A 20,001-nucleotide genomic window follows, 5' to 3' on the forward strand; every position below is an offset into this window, starting at 1 on the left:
ACCCACCCCGCCCACCGTCAAGGGGGCTTCCCATCGACATAAAGTGATTCCTAGATGTGAGGGAGGCCCGGGCGTGGGTGATGGGATGGCGGTGCCGCCGGATTCGCTGGTCGACGCGCTGAAGGCGCTGTCGAATCCGGTGCGCCTCGAGATCGTCGGCTGGCTGCGCGACCCGGAGGCCGCGTTCGCCGACTACGACCCGATCGCCGACCGCGCCGAGGTGGGCGCCTGCGTCAGTCACATCCAGGCCAAGAGCGGCCTCGCGCAGTCCACCGTCTCGTCATACATGGCGACGCTGGAGCGCGCGGGCCTCGTGCACCCGACTCGCGTGGGCAAGTACACCCACTACCGACTCGACGAGGAGCGGATGAAGCAGGTCGGCGACGCCGTCACAGGTGCCGCCGGATCGGGCTCGATCTAGAACATATCGACACATCGCGTTTTAACGATATGTTGTGAGGGTGACTGAGACCCCTCCTCCGACCGCGCTGATCGTGCGTGCTCATCCCGAGCCCTCCTCGTTCAGCACCGCCCAGGCGCATCGAGCGCGCCAGACCCTCGAGGCCGACGGCTGGGCCGTCGAGTTCGTCGAGCTGTACGCCCGGGGCTTCGATCCCGTGCTCGACCGGGGTGAGTTCGCGCCGGTCGACGGGCCGTTCAAGCCGCAGCGCGAACAGTGGGCCGCCGTGGGGGAGGGCACCCTCGCCGAGGAGGTGCGGGCCGATCTCGACCGGGTGCTGGCCGCAGACCTGCTCGTGCTGTCCTTCCCGCTCTGGTGGTTCTCGGTGCCGGCCATCCTCAAGGGCTGGCTGGACCGGGTGTTCGTGATGGGCGGCGTCGCCGGCGGTGACGCCGGCCTGTTCGAGACCGCCCGGCTCGCCGGACGGCGTGCCGTCGTGCTCACCACCACGGGCGGGCCGGCCGAGGCGTTCACCGCCGACGGGGCGTTCGGCGACATCGACCGGTTCCTGTTCCACATCCACCGCGGGATGCTCGAGTTCGTCGGCTACGAGGTGCTCGAGCCGGTCATCACCTACGGGCCGGCCCACCTGGACGACGCGGAGCGAGCGGCCGGCCTGCTCGCGGTGGAGGCGGCCTTCCGCCTCCCGGCCCTCGAGGTGACGCGATGACGCCCGCGGACCGGGCCACCCCGGTCACCGCCCCGGCGTCCTCCGGCCGGGAACGGCTGCCGGTGCGGATGCGTGCAGCCGTGGTCGTGCTGCTGACCGCCAACTTCACGCTGGCCGTGGACTTCTCCATCCTCGGCGTCGCCCTCCCCCGCATCGGCGCCGACCTCGGGTTCGGCACCGGGGACCTGCAGTGGATCGTGACCGCGTTCGCGCTCTGCGCCGCCGGGTTCACGCTGTTCTTCGGCCGGGTGGCCGACCTCGTCGGACGTCGGCGCCTGTTCCTGATCGGGATCGCACTGCTCGGCGCCTCCTCTCTGGTCGCGGGCCTCGCGGCGGATCCGGCGACCCTTCTCGGCGCCCGCGTCGGTCAGGGCCTCGCGACAGCGATGGTCACCCCGGCGGCGCTGGCCCTGCTGACGACCATGTTCCCCGAAGGCCCCGCCCGCTCCCGCGTGCTCGGTCTCTCGGGTGCGCTGATGGCGGCCGGGTTCACGATCGGCGCCGCGCTCGGCGGGCTCCTCACCGGCACCGTCTCCTGGCGGTGGGCCTTCTACGTCAACGTCCTGGTCGCCGTCGCGGTGCTGATCGTCGCGCCGTTCGTGCTCACGGAGACGAGGGCCGGGCGGCGCCCCCGGCTCGACGCGCCCGGCGCGGTCACCGTCACGCTCGCGCTCCTCAGCCTGGTCTCCGGCATCACGACAGCCGGGCAGAAGGGGTGGGGCGATCCCTTCGCCTGGGGTGCCGTGCTCGTCGCGGCCGTGCTGATCGCGGTGTTCCTCCGCATCGAGTCGCGGGTGGCCGAGCCGCTGGTCGCCCCGGCCCTCCTGCGCCGCCCGAACATCGCCTGGGGCAACCTCGCCGGGCTCGTCGCGTTCGCGACCTGGACCTCGATGGTGTTCCCGCTGACCCTCTACCTGCAGGAGGTGCTCGACTACGGCGCCATCCCGACGGGCCTGATCTTCGCCTGGCTCGGGGTCGGGACGGTCGTCGGCGGGCTGATCGCCCCGCGGATCATCGGCCGCACCTCCGCCCGGACGGCGATCGTCGCCGGGCTCCTCGTGCAGGCCGCCGCGACGGTGCCGCTCGCGTTCGTGACGAACTCCCCCGGCTGGATCGTGCCTCTGCTGGCCGCGGTGTTCGTCGGAGGCGCCGCGAACCTCGTCGTGATCGTCGCGTTCACCGTCTCCTCGACGAGCGGGGTGCCCGCCGCGCAGCAGGGGCTCGCAACCGGGCTGATCACGATGAGCCAGCAGGTCGGCATCGCGCTCGGCACTCCGGTCATGGCGGCGATCGTCACGGCGTTCGCCGGCGCGACACTGCTGCCGGGCATCCGGAGCGCCATCGGGGTGAACGCGGCGATCGCCGTGGCGACCGCGATCCTCGTGGCGGTGTTCCTGCGGCGACGCCGCTGAACCGGGCGGTCGGGAGGGCGGTCAGGACGAGGCGCGGGCGCGGAGGCCTCCGTCGACGAAGTCGATCAGCCAGAGGAAGCTGGCGTCGACGTCGGTGTCGATCTGGAAGCCGTCGGCCGCCTCGAGGGTGGCGAAGCCGTGCAGCACGCTGCGGAGCATCCGGAGCGCGTGGATGCGGTCGGCGTCATCGAGACCGTAGCCGCGCAGCACCGCTTCGAGCGACGTGAGGGTGCGCCCGAGGGCGGGCGCCAGGGGGTCGCCGGGACCGGCCGGGCGGGCACCGGTGGTGGCCGCGTACCGCCCCGGGTGCTCCTTCACGAAGCGGCGGAGCGCCTGCGCGGCCGCAGCGAGGGCGTCGCCTCCCGAGACGCCCTGCATCGCGTCACGGAGGCGATCGCCCACCTCGGTGGCGCCGAGCACCGCGATGCGGTGCGTCAGCGAGGCCAGGCCGTCGACGTGCTTGTACAGCGAGGGGGTCTTCACGCCGAGGCGCTCGGCGACGAGGCTCATGCTGAGCTGCCCCAGCCCGAGCTCGTCGGCGAGATCGGCCGCCGCCTCGGTGACGGTGGCGGCGTCGAGGCCGGCCCTAGGCACGGTCGCCCTGCGTGGCGGGGCTGAGCGTCGCGGCGAGGAAGGGCAGCAGCAGCGCGAGCACGGCGTCGGGGGTCTCGGCGTGCGGGTAGTGCCCGGCGCCGTCGATCACCGCGAGCTCGCCGAGACCGGTGGGCAGGTCGGCCAGGATGCGCTGCCCCTCCTCCTCGGGACGGGCCCAGTCGGGGTCGGCCCCGCCCTCGATCACGAGCACGCGGCAGCGCACGTTCGCGAGCTGGGCGCCGGCGTCGGCCGGGGTGGTCTTCGTCATGGCCTTGAGGACGGCCATCCGCTCCGGCCGGCTGAGGGACTCCTCGATGCGGGCACGCTCCGAGGCCCAGTCGACCGGCTTGGTCGGGATCGCGAGCTCGAGGTAGGCGAGCCAGGCCTTGAGGCTGCCGGTCATCATGACCTTGGCGAGCTGCACGGTTCCCGCGCGGTGCTGCCGGTTGCGGAGGAGGCCGCCGAGGTCGACGGACTGGGCGCGGGTGAACGGCGCGAGCTCGGCGAGCCCGACGATCAGCTCGGGCGCGGTGGCCGCGGCGATGGTCGCGGCTCCTCCGCTGATCGACTGGCCGACGATGACGGCGGGGCCGCCCAGGTGCCGCACGAGGGCGACGAGGTCGCCGGCAATGTCGGTGCGGCTGTAGCCGGCCCAGCCGGTGCTCGACTCGCCGCAGCCGCGGAGGTCGACGTTCGCGACCCGGTAGCCGGCGGCGACGAGGGCGGGCACCACGAAGCGGTACGAGTGGCGGCTGTCGCCCATGCCGTGGGCGAGCACGACGAGCCGGCCCGTTCCGCTGAGGTCGTACGCGATGGTGCCCTCGTCGAGGGTGAGGTACTCGGTCATGGCTGCCTCCTGGCGGCTGAGGCCTCGGCGGATGCTCTGGCTAATGGTGTTAGCTACAAGCTATGCGCATTAGCCACGACTGTCAAGCGCCGCGACGATCTCGGTGCGAGCCGCCCGTCCGCTGCGGGTCGGGAGGAGGGGGAAGACGTGCACGGCGCCGGATCGTTCGCGCAGGGTGAGCGGAACGCCCGAGGCCACGGCGCGCTCGGCGAGCAGCCGCGCATCCGGGTTGAGCACGTCGCGGGTGCCGGTGAACAGCAGCATCGGCCCGAGACCGTCGAGGCGGCCGAAGAGCGGGCTGACGACCGGATGCTCGACCTTCAGCCCGCCCGCCCACCGCCGCCCGAGCTCCCGACCGCCGGGCTGCGCGAGCCACGGGTCGCTCGGCTGCACGACCGGGATGCGCGGGTTCGAGAACGTGAGGTCGAGAGCAGGAGCGATCAGCACCGTGCGCACGGCGGGGACGCCCCGGTCGCGGAGGGTCTGCGCGACCGCGAGGCTGATCTGACCGCCCGCGGAGTCGCCGGCCAGCCGCACCTCGCCGTGGCGCGCGATGAGCCGTTCGGCGAGTCCGAGCACGAGGTCGTGGGCGCGCTGGGCGGTGCCGAACGGCAGCAGCGGGTAGATCGGCACGGACACGGCGGCGTTCGCCTCCACCGCGATCTGGGCGACGAGGGCCCAGTGCTGGGGGGCGGTCTCGTGGATCCAGGCGCCGCCGTGGGTGTAGACGACCGCCGTCGTCGGGGTGCTTCGCGCCGGGGCCACCGTGTAGACCGGCGAGCCGTCGACCTGCTCGACCGACACCCTGAGGTCGGGGCGGAGACGCCTCGGCGGGCCGAACGCCTCGGGGCGCAGCTCGACGGCGCGGATGGCCCGCTGCGCGTTCGCGGCGGAGCGGAAGGCGGTGTTGGCGCCGGTCGCCCGCAGGAACACGGGGACGAGGGCCTCGGGGATGATCACGGCTCACCCTATGTCGAACCGCCTCAGCTCCGGGGCGCCGTGAAGGCCGAGCGGCGGCCGGCGACCGTCAGGATCAGCGCGAGCGCCCCGAGCAGGGCCATGGCCGCGGGCAGGATCAGCCCGTCGAAGGCGGTGAGCAGCAGCCCGCCGAGGATGCCCGCGCCGAAGATCGCCAGGTTGAACGCCACGGGCAGGAACGAGTTCGCGATGTCCGCGTCCTCACCGCCCGCGCGGGTGAGGGCGCTCTGCAGCTGCGGCGCCGTCCCACCGAAGGCGACGCCCCAGAGCACGGCCGCGATCAGCACGGCCGGCGCCGAGGCGTGGCCGACGAGCAGCACCGCGCCCGCCAGCGTGAACGTCGCCGCCGAGCCGTGCAGCAGCACCCGCGGGTGGCGGTCGAGGAGCACGCCGACCAGGGCGACGCCGCCGAGCGACGCGATGCCGTAGACGAGCAGCATCAGGTCCGGGGTGATGCCCGTGCCCGTGACCCGGAGGTACGGGGCGACGTAGGTGTAGAGGGTGCTGTGGGCGAGCATCCACACCAGGATCACGACGAGCACGATCGGCACCCCGCGGAGCCCGAGCACGCGGCCGAGGGGTAGGCGGCCGGCGGCGGGCAGGCCTGGTGCGTCGGGCACGACGGTCAGGATGATCAGGCCCACCACGAGGGCGAGCAGACTCACCCCGGCGAACGACCAGCGCCAGTCGGTGACGCCGCCGATGACGGCGCCGAGCGGCGTGCCGAACGCGAAGCCGAGCGGGGCGCCGATCGACATGATCGACAGGGCGAGGCCTGAGCGCGCCGGCGGGCTGATGCGGATGGCGTAGTTGGCGAGCATCCCCCAGATGACGCCCGAGAACGAGCCCGCCACGAAGCGGGAGACGAGCGAGAGGGTGACGTCGGGCGACACCGCGGTGACGAGGTTCGCGAGCACGAGGCCGGCGACGCCGACGAGGAGCAGGGGCTTCCGCCGGAGGCCGCGGGTCAGCGAGATCGCCGGCACGGTGACGATCACGGTGCCGAGCGCGTAGGCGCTGACGAACAGGCCGACGGTGCTCTCGCTCGTGGCCATTCCCGATGCGATGTCGGGCAGGAGGCCCGCGGGCATCGTCTCCATCGCGATCAGGATGAAGCCGATCAGGGCGAGCGCGACCAGCGCGACGACGGGCAGCCGGCGCTCCCCGCCCGGAGCGACCACGGGCACGCTCGCGGTGGCGGCGCTCATTCGGCCCCCGCCCCGCCCTCGGACCCGGGCCCGGCCACCGAGACGGTGCCGGTGAAGGGGGCTGCGTCCCGCACTGCCGGGACGTCGTCGAAGGTGCCGAGCGGGATGATGCCCTCGTAGTAGGCGACCGCGTCGTAGTAGAGCACCAGGGCTTGGTCGGGGGCGTAGTACCCGATGGTGCCGGGTTCGGCGCCGCCGCCGGAGGGCAGCCCGTCGAGCATCAGCGGCGCGGGGAGGCGGGCGATCTTCTCCTGGCCGCCGAAGTCCTCGAATTCGAGGTCGAGGGGCAGCTGGGCCACTAGGGAGGCGGTCGCGGCGCTGTCCCGCAGCACGGCGGTCACGGTGGTGCCGTCGACGGTGATGGTGAGGCGGGTTCCGGTGCTCATGGGCGGCTCCTCGGGTGCGGGTGGGGTCGGGGTCGGCGTGTTGGTCGGCTCGCTCGGGGCCGGCAGGGCGGTCGGCGCGGTGGGGTTCGGCGAGACGGCGGTCGGGGGGACGGGGGCCGGCGTCGGGGCGACGGCCGCGCATCCGCAGAGCCCGAGCACGACGGCGGCCGTCAGCACGAGGGCCGGACCGGATCTCGCGGGGGTCGATGGGGTCACGGTGACGAGTCAACCTGCCGTCGACTGCGGGAGGGAGGGCTCTGTGCAGACGGGTCACAGCAGAACCTCCCTGGCGCGGCGGCGCAGCCGTACCGTGGAGGCATGGACAATCGCAGCGAGGTGCGCGAGTTCCTGGTGTCACGCCGGGCGCGGCTCACCCCCGAGCAGGCCGGCGTCGAGCCGACGGGCGGCCGTCGTCGGGTTCCGGGTCTGCGACGCGACGAGGTCGCCCGGCTGGCCGGCCTCAGCGTCGACTACTACACGCGCGTCGAGCGCGGTAATCTCACCGGTGTCTCCGAGAGCGTGCTCGACGCCGTCTCCCGGGCGCTCTCGCTCGACCGGGCCGAGCACGACCACCTGCACGACCTCGCCCGCGCCGCGAACCTCGGCGCCCGCCCCCGCCGGCCGAAGCCGCCGGCGCACTCGCTGCGACCGGCCACCCAGACGCTGCTCGACTCGATCACGGGCGCCGCCGCGTTCGTGGGCAACAACCGCATGGACCTCGTCGCGGCCAACGATCTCGGCTTCGCCCTGTACTCCGAGATGTTCCGATCGGATGCCCGGCCCGGCAACCACTCCCGCTTCATCTTCCTCGACCCCCGCGCCCACGACTTCTATCCCGACTGGCAGCGGGCGGCTGACGTCAACGTGCAGATCCTCCGCCGCGACGCCGGGCGCAGCCCCTTCGACAAGGAACTGAGCGGGCTCGTCGGCGAGCTCTCGGTGCGGAGCGAGGAGTTCCGCGGCCTGTGGGCCGCCCACGACGTGCGCCGGCACTACTCGGGGGCGAAGCAGTTCCGGCACCCGGTCGTGGGGCTGCTCGAGCTGACCTATCACGTGATGGAGCTCGAGGACGACCCCGGCCACACCCTCACCGTCTACACGGCCGCGCCCGGCAGCCCCTCCGAGGAGGGTCTGCGCCTGCTCGCCACCTGGGCCGCCACCGAGCACATCGCCGCCATCGCCCGCGACCCCGCCGCCCGCCGGCCGGTGGAGCAGCACACCCGGCGCTCGGACTGACCGGGGCGGGTCAGAGGAGGGCCGGGTGGCCGCCGCTCGGGCTGAGGTCGGGGGCGTCCCAGGTGGCCGAGAGCGCCTCGAGGTGCCGGCAGAGCTCGGCGATCACCGCGAGCTCGGCCGCGAGGGCGGAGACGCGCTCGGGCGAGCGGGCCGCGTCGACGTCGCGAGCCAGGAAGGTGATCGACCACCGCGGGTCGCCGGGCGCCACTGGCTCCAGATAGAGAGTGGTGGGCGCGTTCGCGAGCTCGATCACCACGAGACCGGTGTCGGCCCCGTCGGCGCCGTCCTGACGGAGCACCTCGACGGCACCCTGGATCGCTCGGCCTGCGGCGAGGAATTCCTCGAGCCACTGCATCAGGATCTCCTGCGTGCGGAACGGCATGGCACCCCCTCTGGTCGGTGCATCTATTCGAGTCGACGTGGGCTGGGAGAATGCTCCTTCTGTCCACAAAACGCACCCGGCATGTCCGCAGAACGAACAGCGACCCTGCAGAGCGAACCGCGACCCGGGCAGAACGAACAGCGACCCGGGCAGAACGAACAGCGACCCGGGAGCTCAGCGCAGCAGCGTGTTCCGCGGGTACTCCCCGAAGCGCGCCGCGTAGGAGCGTGAGAAACGTCCGGCGTGCGTGAAGCCCCAGCGCGCCGCCACCTGAGCGACCGTGGTCTCGTCGGGCCCGAGCTGCTGCAGCTCGGCCTGCACCCGATCCAGGCGGATCGCCCGCAGGTACTCGGTCGGCGTGACTCCGAGCTGCCGGGCGAACGCCTGCTGCAGTCCGCGCGGCGTCAGCCCGACCTCCTCGGCCACCTCGAACGGTGCGATGGGCAGATGGGCGCTCGCGTGCATCCGCTCGACCGCCCGCCGCAACCGCACGTTGCGGGGCGCCAGCAGCACCGTCGGCATGCCGCTGCCCTCGTGCGCGAACGCGTCCAGCAGGGCGACGGCGGTGCGCCGGTCGATCTCGGCCAGCTGCAGCGGGGTCGGTTCGCCCCGGATGATCAGCCGGGCCGCCTCGTCGACGCTGGCGTTCCACCGCCGCAGCGCATCCGGAGAAGGCAGCACGCCCGAGGCGAAGTGGATGGGCCCCGGGAGCAGCCCCTCGTGCTCGGCCGCCACCCGCTCGAGGAAGCCGGCGTCGAAGTGCACGAGGTTCTGCCGGTAGTCGGCGAAGTCGAAGGCGTAGGGCTTGCCCGTGGGGAACATCGCGGGCACGCCGTGCATCAGCGTCACCTCGTCGTGACCGACGTCCATCGTGCCGCGGCCGCCGAGCAGCCACGAGACGATGTAGGCGTTCTCGGGCTGGATCGTGCCGGTGATGCTGCCGAGGAAGGTCGACGAGCGGAGCGTCATGTCGGGGCCGCCGGCGACCGTGTAGCGGTACGAGAACTCCTCGTCGCTCAGCTCGGCGCGGAAGCCCGTGCCGTTGTAGCCGTCCTGGTACATCGCGCGGGCATCGTCGAGCTCCGTTCCGGACGACTCGGTCCGGATCAGTGCTCTCGGTTCACCGTCCATCCCCCGAATTCTCACACAGACGGCGTCAAGCCCCCAGCCACCGGCCCGGTCGGATCGTAGGTTCCTGGGCACCGACGACCACTGGAGGAGCACACGATGAGCGACCGGCCGACCCCCGACGAGCAGCAGCCCGAGCAGCAGACCCCGCCCGGCACCGAGCAGGAGATGGAGCAGAAGCCCGACCACGGCGAGAAGAGCTACGTCGGCTCCGGCCGGCTCGAAGGCAAGATCGCGGTCATCACCGGGGCCGACAGCGGTATCGGCAAGGCCGTCGCCATCGCCTTCGCGCGCGAGGGTGCCGACGTGGTGGTCTCCTACCTCGACGAGCACGAGGATGCGGCCGAGACCTGCGCCGCCATCGAGGACGCCGGCCGGCGCGCCGTCTCCATCCCCGGCGACCTCGCCGACCCCGCCCACTGCCGCGACGTCATCGCGCGCACGGTGGAGGAGTTCGGCCGCGTCGACGTGCTGGTCAGCAACGCCGCCTTCCAGATGGATCACCCCTCCCTCGACGAGATCAGCGACGAGGAGTGGGACCACACCCTGGCCGTGAACCTCAGCGCGTACTTCCACCTGGTGAAGGCGGCGGTGCCGCACATGCCGCCGGGCGGGTCGATCATCGGCAGCTCCTCGGTGAACTCCGACATGCCCTCGCCGACGCTGCTGCCCTACGCCGCCACGAAGGCCGCGATCGCCAACATGAGCGCCTCGCTCGCGCAGCTGCTGGCCGAGAAGGGCATCCGCGCCAACAGCGTCGCGCCGGGCCCCGTGTGGACCCCGCTCATCCCGGCCACGATGCCCCCAGAGAAGGTGGACAGCTTCGGCGAGCAGGTGCCCCTCGGCCGCGCCGCCCAGCCGGCCGAGCTGGCACCGGTCTACGTGCTGCTCGCGTCCGACGAGGGCAGCTACGTCTCGGGCGCACGCATCGCGGTCACCGGCGGGAAGCCGATCCTCTGATGGCCGGCGCGCACGAGAACCTGCCCCTGCCCGACTACGACCACGTCACGGTGGGCGCCCTGCCGGCGGCCATCGCGTCGCTCTCGGCCGACGAGGTGGCGCAGCTGCTCGAGTACGAGCGGATGCACGGCGACCGCCTGCCCGTGACGACGGTGCTCGAGCACCGGCTCGAGGCCCTCCGGGGCGGCGCGACACCGTCGGGCGGCGATCCGACGGCCGCGCGTCCGGAGACGAACGTGGCACCTGGAGGCGGCGGGGTGTCGCCCGCGACCTCGGGGCCGCCTATCAATCCGCCGTCGCAGGGGGTGCCGACGAATCCGGCGCAGCCGCGCTGAGTGCGGCGGGCCGGGTCGACGCGACCTGACCCGGCCCGCCCGGCCCGCCCGGCCCGCCTCGTCGGCGCGTGCTAGAAGCGGGCCAGGCCGGCGCCCGCGACGCTCGAGCCGGCGCGCACCGACGGGAGCCGGTGACCGTGCAGCACGACCTCGCGGGCCGACCGCATCCGCCGGTCGAGGCCCCACTGCGTGACCTTCACGAGCGACTCGCGCACGATCGACCCGCTCATCTTGGACTCGCCGTGCGTGCGCTCGACGAAGAGGATGGGGAACTCGGTGACGCGGAGGCCTGACTGCAGCGCGCGCCAGACGAGGTCGAGCTGGAAGCAGTAGCCGTGCGAGGCGACGTCGTCGAGGCCGATGGTGTCGAGCGCGGTGGTGCGGTACGCGCGGAAGCCGCCGGTCGCATCCTTCACCGCGATGCCCAGGGCGATCCGGGCGTAGAGGTTTCCGCCGCGGCTGAGCACCTTGCGGCTGAGCGGCCAGTTGCGCACCTCGCCGCCGGGCACCCAGCGGGAGCCGAGCACGAGGTCGGAGTGCTCGAGCAGGGCGAGCATCTCGGGCAGGGCCTCGGGCTGGTGGGAGCCGTCGGCGTCCATCTCGATGATCGCGTCGTAGCCGCGCTCGCGCGCCCAGGCGAAGCCGGCGAGGTAGGCGACCCCGAGGCCCTCCTTGCCCGCGCGGTGCAGCACGTGCACGGCGCTCGAACCGTCGGTGCCCGGGTGGGCCGCCACGAGGCGGTCGGCGAGCTCGCCGGTGCCGTCGGGCGAGCTGTCGTCGACGATCAGCAGGTCGGCGGCGCCGGTGGCGAGCACTCGCCGGGCGATGGGCTCGAGGTTCTCGAGTTCGTTGTAGGTCGGCATGACCACCAGGGCTCTGTTCATCGCGGCGCCTTCCCTCAAGCCATCGTGTCGAGTCCATGGAACCGCGAACGCCGGCGGCCCGCCCCCGTTCGCGGCGGAATGGGGGCGGGCCTCCAGCAGACTGCGGCCGCGCATCCAGCCCGCTCCCAGCGAAGCGATGCGCGTCGGCGAACTCCCTCCCCGTCAAGCCCCGCGTCCGCCTTCGGGGGGCGAGCCGGCTTTCCCTATGATTCTGCTGTGGCCGAGCGGCCATTTCCGTCGCCGTGCAGAGGAGGACCGGTGCCGTTCCGTACCAAGGAGCTGCTCGAAGAGTGGCTCGCCGAATTCATCGCGCAGGAGCATCCGATGCCCGGCGAGCTCGAAGTGCTGCGCCACGAAGACCTCAGCGGCGGCGACACCGGCCTCGTGGTCGTGCGCCTGAAGAACGCCGGCCCCTACGCCTACCTCGAACCGACCGCGCCCGGCGACCCGACCTGGCAGGTCGTGTTCGCACCCCGGCACGACGAGCTCACCCTCGACGTCGAGCGGCTGAACGAGCTCTCGGAGGAGCTGGTGGTGGCGGCGGCGCTGTGCTCGTTCCTGGAGCAGAAGTCGCGCGAGCACCTCGCGGCCGCGGCCGCGGCCGCGGCACGGTAACCCGCGCTCCCGGCCGCGCGCAAGCCCGCCGCCGATCCCGCCGCCCGCGCCTACCGTGTGGACAAGGAGAACGGGGGCGCACTCATGACACGACCGGATGCGGTGGCCGACACACCCGACGACGGCACCGGGGAGATCCCCGGCCAGGCCACCGGCGAGACCACCGTGATGTGGGAGCTGGAGTTCGGGCTCTTCCTCGAACCGGAGCCGCGGCCGTGACCGCCTCAGAGGCGGCCCTGCAGCTGCGGAACCCCCTCGTTCGGGTCGGCCGGCTCCGGCACCATCGACAGCTCGCCGCGCTCGGCGCACGAGTTCAGTGCCGAGATCCACGCCCGGTTCAGGGTCGGGGGGCGGTTGCCGTAGAACCGGAACTCCAGGTCCACCCCGGGCGACAGCCACACCGTCCCGCGCCCGCTGCCGTGCTCGGGGTCGACCGTCCATGAGAACGCGAACGACTCCCCGCGCCGCAGCTTCGCGAGAATGACCACCTTGAGGTGGCTGAGCATCCGGTCCTCGATCTCGATCTCGTGACCGTTGCTGCCGTAGTACAACTTGCCCATCGGGTGGGGTCCTCCTCGAGATCAGGGCGCTCCTGCACGCACTCCTGGTGAGCCTGCCGCGGTGCACCGATCGCTCCTGAGGGTTGACATCGCCTCACCCGTTTTGCTATCTACGGGCGTGGTCACCTGCGCGACCGGATGCGTCACTCCGGCGACGTCGGAGGTAGCGTTTCGAGGGCGGCGGGCCGGGCATCCGCAGACTTGACGTCGACCGGAAAGGCGCTCGCCCACCATGCCCCGCAGCCCCGCCCCTCGCCCCCGCCCCGTGCGCCGGCTCGCGGGATGGCGCCTGGTCGCGGTCGTCTTCGTAGCGGTTCTCACGGTGGGCACCTCGAGCTGGTCGGCGAACGCCTCGTGGACGGCGGCCCCGGTCGCCCTCAGCGGCTCGGCCGCGGCGGCCTCCGTGTCGGTGACCTCGACCGTCACGACACCTCCGACCGGGCAGTTCGCGGTGCGGGTCGCCTCACCTCCCGTGACCGAGACGACGCACTTCGGAGCGTTCACCTACGCGAACACCGGCACCGCACCACTCGCCCTCACCGTCGCGGCGACGAACACCAACGGCGCCCTCGCCGCGAACATCGCGGTCACCTTCTGGAGCGCGAGCACGGCGGCACTCTGCGGCAGCACCGTTCCCGCCACGGGAACCACCTCGGGAGCCCTGACCGGAGCGCTCACCCTGCCGGCCGCCTTCGCCTCGGTGCCGGCGGGCAGCTCGCTCGCCCTCTGCGTCGCGCTGCGGCTGACCACGACGACGGCGGCCTCGCAGGGTCAGACCGTCACGGCCACCTTCACCCTCACCGGCCGCGTCGGCACGAACTGGAGCGCGACGGCGGCGTCGGCGATCACGCAGAGCGTCTACCGGGTTCCCGACCCGGGCACGGTGACCTGCACGAACGGCACGGGCACGCTCGCCGACCCGGTCGGAACCGTGACCTTGGCGTTCCCGAGGGCGATCGGCGCGACGAGCTACACCGTCGTGCGGGCCAGTGCGCCGGGCACGGTGATCGTGAACGCGGTTCCGCCCGACCCCAACGCCCCGACCATCAAGGTCAACGGCAGTCAGATCGGCATCCTCAGCCTCGGCTCCGTCCCGATTCTCGTGCAAGCGGTCGACGCCACCTACGGCACCACCTCGGCGGGTTCGCCCTACACCCTGAATGTCGTCGTCCTGGGCCTCCTCGGTCTGCGCTGCTGAGCGCCGCCGCCTACCGGAACGGTGCCGTCGGCGATGCGTGCCCGGCGCGCCCGGCGCCCCCTGCCGTTCGGCAGAATGGTGAGGTGATTGACGCGCATCCGGCCGACCCGACCCCGCCCGACACGACTCCTGAGGTGCTGCGGCTCACCGCCTTCGCGGCCACGCCCGAGGGCGGCAACCCCGCCGGAGTGGTGCTCGAGGCCGGCGGCTTCGACGACGCCGCGCTGCAGGCGATCGCGGCCGAGGTGGGCTACTCCGAGACGGCGTTCCTCGTCGACCCCGCCATCGACGGCGACGAGCGCCACGTGCGCGCGCGCTACTTCTCGCCCACCGCCGAGGTGCCCTTCTGCGGCCACGCCACCATCGCGACCGCGGTCGCCCTCGCCGAGCAGCGCGGGCCCGGTCCGTTCACGGTCGAGACCCCCGTCGGCCCCATCGTGATCGAGACGACCCTCGACGGTGATCGGATGCTCGCCGCCTTCACCAGCGTCACCCCCGACGTGCGGGCGCCCGACGAGGGCGTCACCGACGACCTTTTGGCCCTGCTCGGCCTCACCCCGGCCGATCTCGACCCCCGCTTCCCGCTGCTGGAGTCGTTCGCGGGCAACTGGCATCCCGTGGTCGCCGTCGCCTCCGCCGCGACCTTCGACGCGTTCACCTTCGACCCGGCGGCCCTCCGCGCCCTGATGGACCGCCGCGGCTGGCGCGGCACCGTCACCGTGATGCACGCGCCCGCTGCCCGCGCAGCCGACCCGCACGCCTCGGCGCCTGCCCCGGCGCCCGATCCGGCGCCCGCCCCAGCGCCAGCCGCTCCCGCCCCGGCACCCGCCGCCCCCGCCGAGCTCGAGGTCGAGACGCGCAACCTCTTCCCCGTCGGCGCCATCACCGAGGACCCGGCGACCGGCTCGGCGGCCGCCTCCCTCGGCGGCTACCTCCGCCACCTCGGCGCCCTCACCCCGCCGGCCCGCCTCACCATCCACCAGGGCCGCCACGTCGGCCGCCCCAGCCTCCTCGTCGCCACCATCCCGCCCACGGGCGGCATCCGCGTCGAAGGCACCGCCACCCCGATCCCCTGAGTTTCTCTGAACGACCATTGCGCGAAACGCCGGGCCTGAGGTCTTCTCATTTTCTGAAGTGGGAGTTACCCTGACCCCGTGCAGACACGGCCTTGGAGCGATCGCGAGCTGCGCAAACTCGGTTCGTGCCTGAAGCATGATCGACCCATACCCGATGCCCTGCCTCACTACGGCGAAGTGATGATCTGGTACAACGACCTGGCCGCCGAGGTGCAGAAGTCCATCGCCTCCCTCGACTGGGCCAGTCTCCTCGGCCCACGTCCCCCTGATGTCACGTCTCGCGGCAAGACGCGCGACACCCTTGTTCAGAAGCTCCGACGTCAGGAGGACGTCCCTCTGCACCTGGTGCAAGACATCGCCGGCGTTCGGTTCGAGGCCGACATGACTCTGGACGAGCAGGATGCCGTCGCTGTAGCAATAGCGGGGCTCTTCGGCCTCCCGGCGGATTCGAGCGCGATCAAAGACATGCGCGAAGCTCACCACTCCGGATACCGGGCCGTTCACATCTGGCTACAACTCGAGGGCCGAGTGGAGATCCAGATCCGAACGCAGCTCCAGGGGGAGTGGGCAAACATGTATGAACGCGCGTCCGATGTGTTCGGGCGGGACATCCGCTACGGCGCCCTGCCCATCGATGGCACGGCCAGGAAGATCGTCGAGGCGGTGCAGCAGATGTCGTACGAGAAGGTTGCGACGTCCGAGTATCAACGCAACGAGATGCATCTTCTCCAGCTGGGGGTGGAGGAGTCCGACCTGCTGCCAGGATCACCTCCGAGCATCATCGACAAGACTGACATCCGCGATAGGCTGACCGCACTTCAGGCTCGATCGGCTGAAGTGCAGCGGGAACTGCGGGCCCAGATCGGACTCCTCGAGAACGAGTTCGCACGGCTCCGAAAGGGAGAGGATCACTGACTCCATGCCAGGTTTCGTCATCGAGTACCATCGTCGCTCCGGAGTGTGGTCGGTGCAGGAGTTCAGCGGCCCCGAAGGGCACAAGGCCGCCCTGCTGGAACGCCTCGAACGCGAAGACCGTCGCGTCGACGAGGACGTTGAGATCGTGTCGCTGAACAGCGACTCCCTGAGCACCATCAAGAAGACCCATGCTCGCTACTTCACCGGGCGGGAACTGCTCTCGGCCTGACGCCGGGGCGCGGGTCAGGGGGCCAGGGCCGCGACCGCCGTGATCTCGACGAGGGCGCCCGGCACGCCGAGGCCCGCGACGAAGGCCGCGGTCACGAGGGGCGGATGCTCCGACGCGAGCTCCCCCGCGATCGCCCCGTAGCCCGCCCGGAGGTCGGCGCCCTCGACGAAGAGCACGGTCCACTGCACGACGTCGTCGAGCGTGGCGCCGGCCGCGGCCAGCGCGACACGGGCGTTCTGCAGCGCCCGGGCCGCCTGCGCCCCTACATCGGGCGCGACGACCGCGCCGGATTCGTCGACGCCGTTCTGCCCACCGACGTAGACGGTGGTCGACCCCGGCGGCACCACGGCGACGTGACTGAAGGCAGGACTGCGCACGAGCCCCTCGGGGCGGATCCGTTCGATGGCCATCCTCCACGATGGCACCCCGACTCCCCGGCGGGGAAGCCCCTGCGACTACGTTCCAGGCCGACCCGCGACCGAGGGATCCGGCACGGGGTAGACGTCGATCCCCGCCGCCACGGCCACCGCCCGGTACGCCGCCGCGAGCGAGTCGACGCTCTCGTGCGCATTCAGCCCGCTCGGGTTCGGCACCACCCACAGCTCCGCCCCCGCAAGACCGGCCGGCTGCCGCCCCACGACCGCGCGCGGCTGCCCGAACGCGATGCGGAAGGTCGTGATCCCGAGCAGCGCCACCACCCGCGGCATCAGCTCGGCGACGCGCGAGTCGAGCGACGCGGCTCCGTCGCGCAGCTGCTGCGCGGTGAGTTCGTCGGCCCGCGCGGTCGCCCCGGCGACGAGGGTGGTGATGCCGACGCCGCGCGCGAGGAGGTGGGCACGATCATCCGGAAGCAGCCCCGCCGAGGCGTCGACAACTCGGTTCAGGATGCCCGCCCGGTGCAGCGCCGGCCAGAATCGGTTGCCCGGCCGGCTGAACGGCGCCTGCACGGCTGCGGTGTGCAGGCCGGGGTTGATGCCCACGAGCAGCAGCCGCGGTGCCGGCCCCACCACGTCGGGGATCGACCGGCCCCGGAACGCGTCGAGCTCGGCGCGCGTGAAGCCGGTGCGGCTGCTGCTGCCGGCGGCGGGGCCGGGACCGGTGCGCGAAGCCATGCCCGAAGGCTACTCGAGCAGCTTCCCGCCCACCGAGACCTCTTCGGCCATCAACGCCGCGATCTCGGCCGGGATCTCCGGGATCGACTCCCGCGTCACCCCGCCCGACGGCGACCAGACCAGGTTCACCTGCAGCGCGGGGTCGAGGGAGGGGTAGTCGCTGCGGTTGTGGCAACCGCGCGTCTCGCGCCGTTCGAGGGCCGCCTCGAGGGTGGCCCGGGCCGCGAGCGCCGCCGACTTGAGGTCGAAGGCGTGCGCGAGATCCTGGTAGCCGGCGATGTCGGGATGCACGCCCACATCGGCGATGCGCGCCTCGATGGCGTCGAGCTCGGCGAGCCCGGCCCGCAGCCCTTCTTCGTCGCGGACGACCCCCGCGTGCTCGGTCATCGTGTTGCGGATGGCCCGCTGCAGCGCCCGAACGTTCTCGGGCCCGTCGCCCTCGAGGAGCGACATGATCTCCGAGCGAGCCGTCTCGACCGCCGCGGCCGAACGATTCTGCGCCGAGAGCCCCGTCGAGTACGCCGCGGCGGCCTGCCCGACGATCCGCCCGAACACGAGAAGCTCGATCAGCGAATTGCCGCCGAGCCGGTTCGCCCCGTGCAGCCCCGACGAGGCCTCGCCGATGGCGTACAGCCCCGGCACGTCGGTCGAGTGGTCCTCGGGCCGCACCCAGACCCCGCCCATCGAGTAGTGCGCGGTCGGCGCGATCTCGATCGGGTCGGTGGTGATGTCGAGCATCTGCAGCTCGAGCATCGTCTGGTAGACGCGCGGCAGCCGGGTCATGATCGTCTCGCGCGGCAGGTGCGACACGTCGAGCCAGACACCGCCGTTCGGCGTTCCGCGACCCTCCTTGATCTCGGTGTAGCAGGCCAGCGCCACCCGGTCGCGGGTCGACAGTTCGAGCCGCTCGGGGTCGTACTTGTGCATGAACCGCTCGCCCAGGCCGTTGCGCAGGATGCCGCCCTCGCCTCGGGCGGCCTCGCTGATCAGCGTGCCGGCCGCGTTCTCGGGCTCGATGATGCCGCTCGGGTGGAACTGCACCAGCTCCGGGTCGCGCAGCCGCCCGCCCGCCTCCACGGCGAGCCGGAACGAATCGCCGGTGTTCTCGTCGCGACGGGACGAGGTGCGGCGCCAGATGCGGTTGTGCCCGCCCGCGGCGAGGATCACCGCATCCGCGTGGATGAGGTAGCGGGTGCCGTTCTCGACGTCGAAGCCGTAGGCCCCGAACACCGCCCCGTCGTCGTTCACGAGGATGCGCGTGACGTACACCGTGTCGAGGATCGGCACCTCGAGCTGCGCGGCCCGGTTCACCAGCGTGCGCTGGATCTCGAGGCCCGTGTAGTCGCCCGCGAACGCGGTGCGGCGGTAGGTGTGGGCGCCGAAGAAGCGCTGCGAGATGCGGCCGTCGCCCTCGCGCGCGAACGGCATGCCGTAGCGCTCGAGGTCGTCGATGCCCTGCGCGGCGCCCTCGGTGACGATCTGCACCGTGTGCGGGTTGGCGAGGAGGTAGGACTCCTTCAGGGTGTCGGCGGCGTGCTGCTGCCAGCTGTCCTCGGGGTCCATCGTCGCGAGGGCGGCGTTGATCCCGCCGGCCGCGAGGGAGGTGTGGGCGTCGCTCTTCGAGCGCTTGCCGAGAGCGAGCACGTCGACGCCGGCCTCGGCCAGCTCGATGGCGGCGCGGAGGCCGGAGCCGCCCGTGCCGATGACGAGCACGGTGGTGGAGATCTGTCGTTCTGTGGGGCGCATGCTCCAACGCTAAGCACCCAGTGGCGATTACTCCAATGCATCTTGAGCGTCGCGACGATGCGCGTAGGCTATCGCCATGAACCTCGACCAGCTGCGAGGGTTCGCGGAGGTGGCGCGTGAGGGCAACTTCACCCGCGCATCCGAGAACCTGCATCTCGCCCAGCCCTCGCTCAGCCGGCAGATCGCCGCCCTCGAGCACGACCTCGGCACCGAGCTGTTCACACGCGCCCGCGGCGGCAGCACCCTCACGGCGGCCGGCGAGTCACTCCTGCCCCTGGCGAAGCGGATGCTCGCCGACGCCGATTCCGTGCGACGCGAACTAGCCGAACTCGCCGGCCTCCAGCGCGGCACGGTGCGCCTCGGAGCCACCCCGACCCTCTGCATCAGCCTCGTCGCGGAGGTGCTGAAGGACTTCCACGCCGAGCACCCCGGCGTCGAGCTGCACCTCTCGGAGCACGGCTCGCGGCGCCTACTCGACCAGCTCGCGGGGGGCGAGCTCGACCTGGCGCTGATCACGACCTCGCACGCGGCCACCGCCGACCGCTTCACCGTGAGCCCGCTGCTCGTCGAGGAGCTGGTGCTGATCTCGTCGGCGGCGGCCCCGCCGGTCGCACCCGGTGCCGCGCTGTCGCTGTCGCAGGCGGCCGCGCTTCCGCAGATCGTCTTCAGCCGCAGCTACGACCTGCGGGCCGCCACCGACGAGGCCTTCGCCGTCGCCGGTCTGACCCCCGACGTCGTGCTCGAGGGCGCCGAGATGGACGCGGTGCTCCGTTTCGTCGAGCGCGGCCTCGGCGTCGCGATCGTGCCCGCGATGGTGCTGATCGACCGGCCCGGTCTCCGCTCGCTGCGGCTCGAGGGCCCGCCCCTCACCCGCACGATCAGCCTGGCCCGCCCGCGCGACGTCACCCCGTCCCGCGCCGTGCAGGTCATGCAGCGCACCGTCGCCACCACGGCCCGCGCCTTCGCCTCCCGCGCGACCGCGACGATGCGCCCCGCCTGACCGGCCGGCCTGCCACTATGTTTCAGGATGCGCGCCGCGGGGTACTGGGATCACAGTCCTCACCTCCCAT

The 20,001-nt window shown here is 72.4% G+C and carries 25 protein-coding genes; 13 read left to right on the top strand and 12 right to left on the bottom strand.

The features are described 5' to 3' along the window. Positions 1 to 85: 85 nt before the first annotated feature. Genes HQQ85_RS07080 through HQQ85_RS07090 form a run of 3 tightly spaced genes read left to right on the top strand, consistent with a single transcriptional unit; the run spans position 86 to position 2,542 of the window. On the top strand, positions 86 to 421 hold the full coding sequence (locus HQQ85_RS07080; RefSeq protein WP_173181845.1) for a helix-turn-helix transcriptional regulator: 336 nt from the start codon (positions 86 to 88) through the stop codon (positions 419 to 421). A gap of 40 nt (positions 422 to 461) precedes the next feature. Then, positions 462 to 1,130 carry an NAD(P)H-dependent oxidoreductase gene (locus tag HQQ85_RS07085; protein ID WP_173181846.1) on the top strand — a complete coding sequence of 223 codons (669 nt, stop codon included), beginning with the start codon at positions 462 to 464 and terminating at the stop codon, positions 1,128 to 1,130. Further along, on the top strand, positions 1,127 to 2,542 hold the full coding sequence (locus HQQ85_RS07090; RefSeq protein ID WP_173181847.1) for an MFS transporter: 1,416 nt from the start codon (positions 1,127 to 1,129) through the stop codon (positions 2,540 to 2,542). Before HQQ85_RS07085 ends, HQQ85_RS07090 begins: the two co-directional genes overlap by 4 nt. Before the next feature lie 21 nt (positions 2,543 to 2,563). Here the strand turns inward: HQQ85_RS07090 and HQQ85_RS07095 are convergent, their stop codons facing one another. The 5 genes from HQQ85_RS07095 to HQQ85_RS21605 all read right to left on the bottom strand — a co-directional run bounded on the left by HQQ85_RS07095 (position 2,564) and on the right by HQQ85_RS21605 (position 6,771). Then, positions 2,564 to 3,136 carry a TetR/AcrR family transcriptional regulator gene (locus HQQ85_RS07095; RefSeq protein WP_173181848.1) on the bottom strand — a complete coding sequence of 191 codons (573 nt, stop codon included), beginning with the start codon at positions 3,134 to 3,136 and terminating at the stop codon, positions 2,564 to 2,566. Then, on the bottom strand, positions 3,129 to 3,983 hold the full coding sequence (locus tag HQQ85_RS07100; RefSeq protein ID WP_173181849.1) for an alpha/beta fold hydrolase: 855 nt from the start codon (positions 3,981 to 3,983) through the stop codon (positions 3,129 to 3,131). The genes HQQ85_RS07095 and HQQ85_RS07100 overlap by 8 nt, the downstream gene beginning before the upstream one ends. 69 nt (positions 3,984 to 4,052) lie before the next feature. Continuing rightward, positions 4,053 to 4,943 carry an alpha/beta hydrolase gene (locus tag HQQ85_RS07105; RefSeq protein ID WP_173181850.1) on the bottom strand — a complete coding sequence of 297 codons (891 nt, stop codon included), beginning with the start codon at positions 4,941 to 4,943 and terminating at the stop codon, positions 4,053 to 4,055. Positions 4,944 to 4,966: 23 nt separating this feature from the next. After that, positions 4,967 to 6,169 (bottom strand): MFS transporter, encoded by a 1,203-nt coding sequence (locus tag HQQ85_RS07110; RefSeq protein WP_173181851.1) that lies wholly within the window; start codon positions 6,167 to 6,169, stop codon positions 4,967 to 4,969. Then, positions 6,166 to 6,771 carry a cyclophilin-like fold protein gene (locus HQQ85_RS21605; RefSeq protein WP_173181852.1) on the bottom strand — a complete coding sequence of 202 codons (606 nt, stop codon included), beginning with the start codon at positions 6,769 to 6,771 and terminating at the stop codon, positions 6,166 to 6,168. The genes HQQ85_RS07110 and HQQ85_RS21605 overlap by 4 nt, the downstream gene beginning before the upstream one ends. 102 nt (positions 6,772 to 6,873) lie before the next feature. On the opposite strand from HQQ85_RS21605, the gene HQQ85_RS07120 reads away from it, so the two are divergent. Beyond that, positions 6,874 to 7,791 (top strand): helix-turn-helix transcriptional regulator, encoded by a 918-nt coding sequence (locus tag HQQ85_RS07120; RefSeq protein WP_173181853.1) that lies wholly within the window; start codon positions 6,874 to 6,876, stop codon positions 7,789 to 7,791. A 10-nt stretch (positions 7,792 to 7,801) separates the two neighbouring features. Here the strand turns inward: HQQ85_RS07120 and HQQ85_RS07125 are convergent, their stop codons facing one another. Both HQQ85_RS07125 and HQQ85_RS07130 read right to left on the bottom strand, forming a co-directional pair. Next, on the bottom strand, positions 7,802 to 8,173 hold the full coding sequence (locus HQQ85_RS07125) for a hypothetical protein (RefSeq protein ID WP_173181854.1): 372 nt from the start codon (positions 8,171 to 8,173) through the stop codon (positions 7,802 to 7,804). Positions 8,174 to 8,347: 174 nt separating this feature from the next. Next, entirely contained in the window at positions 8,348 to 9,304 is a 957-nt protein-coding gene (locus HQQ85_RS07130; protein WP_173181855.1) for a helix-turn-helix transcriptional regulator, read from the bottom strand. Positions 9,305 to 9,400: 96 nt separating this feature from the next. On the opposite strand from HQQ85_RS07130, the gene HQQ85_RS07135 reads away from it, so the two are divergent. Together HQQ85_RS07135 and HQQ85_RS07140 are read left to right on the top strand one after the other, a co-directional pair. After that, positions 9,401 to 10,261, top strand: a complete 861-nt coding sequence (locus HQQ85_RS07135; RefSeq protein WP_173181856.1) for an SDR family oxidoreductase — start codon at positions 9,401 to 9,403, stop codon at positions 10,259 to 10,261. Continuing rightward, the gene (locus tag HQQ85_RS07140) at positions 10,261 to 10,596 is read left to right on the top strand and encodes a hypothetical protein (protein ID WP_173181857.1); all 336 of its coding nucleotides are present in this window, start codon (positions 10,261 to 10,263) and stop codon (positions 10,594 to 10,596) included. The genes HQQ85_RS07135 and HQQ85_RS07140 overlap by 1 nt, the downstream gene beginning before the upstream one ends. 71 nt (positions 10,597 to 10,667) lie before the next feature. On the opposite strand, the gene HQQ85_RS07145 is transcribed toward HQQ85_RS07140, so the two are convergent. After that, on the bottom strand, positions 10,668 to 11,480 hold the full coding sequence (locus HQQ85_RS07145; protein WP_173181858.1) for a polyprenol monophosphomannose synthase: 813 nt from the start codon (positions 11,478 to 11,480) through the stop codon (positions 10,668 to 10,670). Between the two features lie 258 nt (positions 11,481 to 11,738). Between HQQ85_RS07145 and HQQ85_RS07150 the strand changes: the two genes are divergently transcribed. Further along, positions 11,739 to 12,095 (top strand): hypothetical protein, encoded by a 357-nt coding sequence (locus HQQ85_RS07150; protein ID WP_173181859.1) that lies wholly within the window; start codon positions 11,739 to 11,741, stop codon positions 12,093 to 12,095. Positions 12,096 to 12,179: 84 nt separating this feature from the next. Continuing rightward, a complete protein-coding gene (locus tag HQQ85_RS21325) occupies positions 12,180 to 12,314 on the top strand; it encodes a hypothetical protein (protein WP_256430664.1) in 135 nt (44 codons plus the stop codon). 5 nt (positions 12,315 to 12,319) lie between these two features. Here the strand turns inward: HQQ85_RS21325 and HQQ85_RS07155 are convergent, their stop codons facing one another. Further along, positions 12,320 to 12,655: an ATP-dependent DNA ligase gene (locus HQQ85_RS07155; RefSeq protein WP_173181860.1), complete on the bottom strand. Its 336-nt coding sequence runs from the start codon at positions 12,653 to 12,655 to the stop codon at positions 12,320 to 12,322. A 232-nt stretch (positions 12,656 to 12,887) separates the two neighbouring features. Between HQQ85_RS07155 and HQQ85_RS07160 the strand changes: the two genes are divergently transcribed. From HQQ85_RS07160 to HQQ85_RS07175, 4 genes are all read left to right on the top strand, one after another. Next, a complete protein-coding gene (locus HQQ85_RS07160; protein WP_173181861.1) occupies positions 12,888 to 13,853 on the top strand; it encodes a hypothetical protein in 966 nt (321 codons plus the stop codon). Positions 13,854 to 13,936: 83 nt separating this feature from the next. Further along, the gene (locus tag HQQ85_RS07165; protein WP_371741806.1) at positions 13,937 to 14,929 is read left to right on the top strand and encodes a PhzF family phenazine biosynthesis protein; all 993 of its coding nucleotides are present in this window, start codon (positions 13,937 to 13,939) and stop codon (positions 14,927 to 14,929) included. Positions 14,930 to 15,007: 78 nt separating this feature from the next. After that, a complete protein-coding gene (locus HQQ85_RS07170; protein ID WP_173181862.1) occupies positions 15,008 to 15,844 on the top strand; it encodes a hypothetical protein in 837 nt (278 codons plus the stop codon). Positions 15,845 to 15,848: 4 nt separating this feature from the next. After that, a complete protein-coding gene (locus HQQ85_RS07175) occupies positions 15,849 to 16,073 on the top strand; it encodes a hypothetical protein (RefSeq protein WP_173181863.1) in 225 nt (74 codons plus the stop codon). Positions 16,074 to 16,087: 14 nt separating this feature from the next. On the opposite strand, the gene HQQ85_RS07180 is transcribed toward HQQ85_RS07175, so the two are convergent. Genes HQQ85_RS07180 through HQQ85_RS07190 form a run of 3 tightly spaced genes read right to left on the bottom strand, consistent with a single transcriptional unit; the run spans position 16,088 to position 18,931 of the window. Continuing rightward, entirely contained in the window at positions 16,088 to 16,483 is a 396-nt protein-coding gene (locus tag HQQ85_RS07180; protein WP_173181864.1) for a RidA family protein, read from the bottom strand. A gap of 45 nt (positions 16,484 to 16,528) precedes the next feature. Further along, positions 16,529 to 17,185 (bottom strand): mismatch-specific DNA-glycosylase, encoded by a 657-nt coding sequence (locus HQQ85_RS07185; RefSeq protein ID WP_173181865.1) that lies wholly within the window; start codon positions 17,183 to 17,185, stop codon positions 16,529 to 16,531. Positions 17,186 to 17,194: 9 nt separating this feature from the next. Then, positions 17,195 to 18,931: an L-aspartate oxidase gene (locus HQQ85_RS07190; RefSeq protein ID WP_173181866.1), complete on the bottom strand. Its 1,737-nt coding sequence runs from the start codon at positions 18,929 to 18,931 to the stop codon at positions 17,195 to 17,197. Positions 18,932 to 19,007: 76 nt separating this feature from the next. Between HQQ85_RS07190 and HQQ85_RS07195 the strand changes: the two genes are divergently transcribed. Then, entirely contained in the window at positions 19,008 to 19,931 is a 924-nt protein-coding gene (locus tag HQQ85_RS07195) for a LysR family transcriptional regulator (RefSeq protein ID WP_173181867.1), read from the top strand. Positions 19,932 to 20,001 lie beyond the last annotated feature (70 nt).

Origin of the sequence: Herbiconiux sp. VKM Ac-2851 (assembly GCF_013205105.1) — a bacterium.
GTDB classification, from domain to species: Bacteria; Actinomycetota; Actinomycetes; order Actinomycetales; family Microbacteriaceae; genus Herbiconiux; species Herbiconiux flava.

Excerpts from the sequence above, each read along its gene's own strand:
- HQQ85_RS07080 (WP_173181845.1), top strand. The coding sequence starts at position 86 with ATGGCGGTGCCGCCGGATTCGCTGGTCGACGCGCTGAAGGCGCTGTCG.
- HQQ85_RS07130 (WP_173181855.1), bottom strand. The coding sequence starts at position 9,304 with ATGGACGGTGAACCGAGAGCACTGATCCGGACCGAGTCGTCCGGAACG.
- HQQ85_RS07120 (WP_173181853.1), top strand. The coding sequence starts at position 6,874 with ATGGACAATCGCAGCGAGGTGCGCGAGTTCCTGGTGTCACGCCGGGCG.
- HQQ85_RS07180 (WP_173181864.1), bottom strand. The coding sequence starts at position 16,483 with ATGGCCATCGAACGGATCCGCCCCGAGGGGCTCGTGCGCAGTCCTGCC.
- HQQ85_RS07135 (WP_173181856.1), top strand. The coding sequence starts at position 9,401 with ATGAGCGACCGGCCGACCCCCGACGAGCAGCAGCCCGAGCAGCAGACC.
- HQQ85_RS07140 (WP_173181857.1), top strand. The coding sequence starts at position 10,261 with ATGGCCGGCGCGCACGAGAACCTGCCCCTGCCCGACTACGACCACGTC.
- HQQ85_RS07125 (WP_173181854.1), bottom strand. The coding sequence starts at position 8,173 with ATGCCGTTCCGCACGCAGGAGATCCTGATGCAGTGGCTCGAGGAATTC.
- HQQ85_RS07145 (WP_173181858.1), bottom strand. The coding sequence starts at position 11,480 with ATGAACAGAGCCCTGGTGGTCATGCCGACCTACAACGAACTCGAGAAC.
- HQQ85_RS21325 (WP_256430664.1), top strand. The coding sequence starts at position 12,180 with ATGACACGACCGGATGCGGTGGCCGACACACCCGACGACGGCACCGGG.
- HQQ85_RS07110 (WP_173181851.1), bottom strand. The coding sequence starts at position 6,169 with ATGAGCGCCGCCACCGCGAGCGTGCCCGTGGTCGCTCCGGGCGGGGAG.
- HQQ85_RS07090 (WP_173181847.1), top strand. The coding sequence starts at position 1,127 with ATGACGCCCGCGGACCGGGCCACCCCGGTCACCGCCCCGGCGTCCTCC.
- HQQ85_RS07185 (WP_173181865.1), bottom strand. The coding sequence starts at position 17,185 with ATGGCTTCGCGCACCGGTCCCGGCCCCGCCGCCGGCAGCAGCAGCCGC.
- HQQ85_RS07190 (WP_173181866.1), bottom strand. The coding sequence starts at position 18,931 with ATGCGCCCCACAGAACGACAGATCTCCACCACCGTGCTCGTCATCGGC.
- HQQ85_RS07155 (WP_173181860.1), bottom strand. The coding sequence starts at position 12,655 with ATGGGCAAGTTGTACTACGGCAGCAACGGTCACGAGATCGAGATCGAG.
- HQQ85_RS07195 (WP_173181867.1), top strand. The coding sequence starts at position 19,008 with ATGAACCTCGACCAGCTGCGAGGGTTCGCGGAGGTGGCGCGTGAGGGC.
- HQQ85_RS07100 (WP_173181849.1), bottom strand. The coding sequence starts at position 3,983 with ATGACCGAGTACCTCACCCTCGACGAGGGCACCATCGCGTACGACCTC.
- HQQ85_RS07175 (WP_173181863.1), top strand. The coding sequence starts at position 15,849 with ATGCCAGGTTTCGTCATCGAGTACCATCGTCGCTCCGGAGTGTGGTCG.
- HQQ85_RS07160 (WP_173181861.1), top strand. The coding sequence starts at position 12,888 with ATGCCCCGCAGCCCCGCCCCTCGCCCCCGCCCCGTGCGCCGGCTCGCG.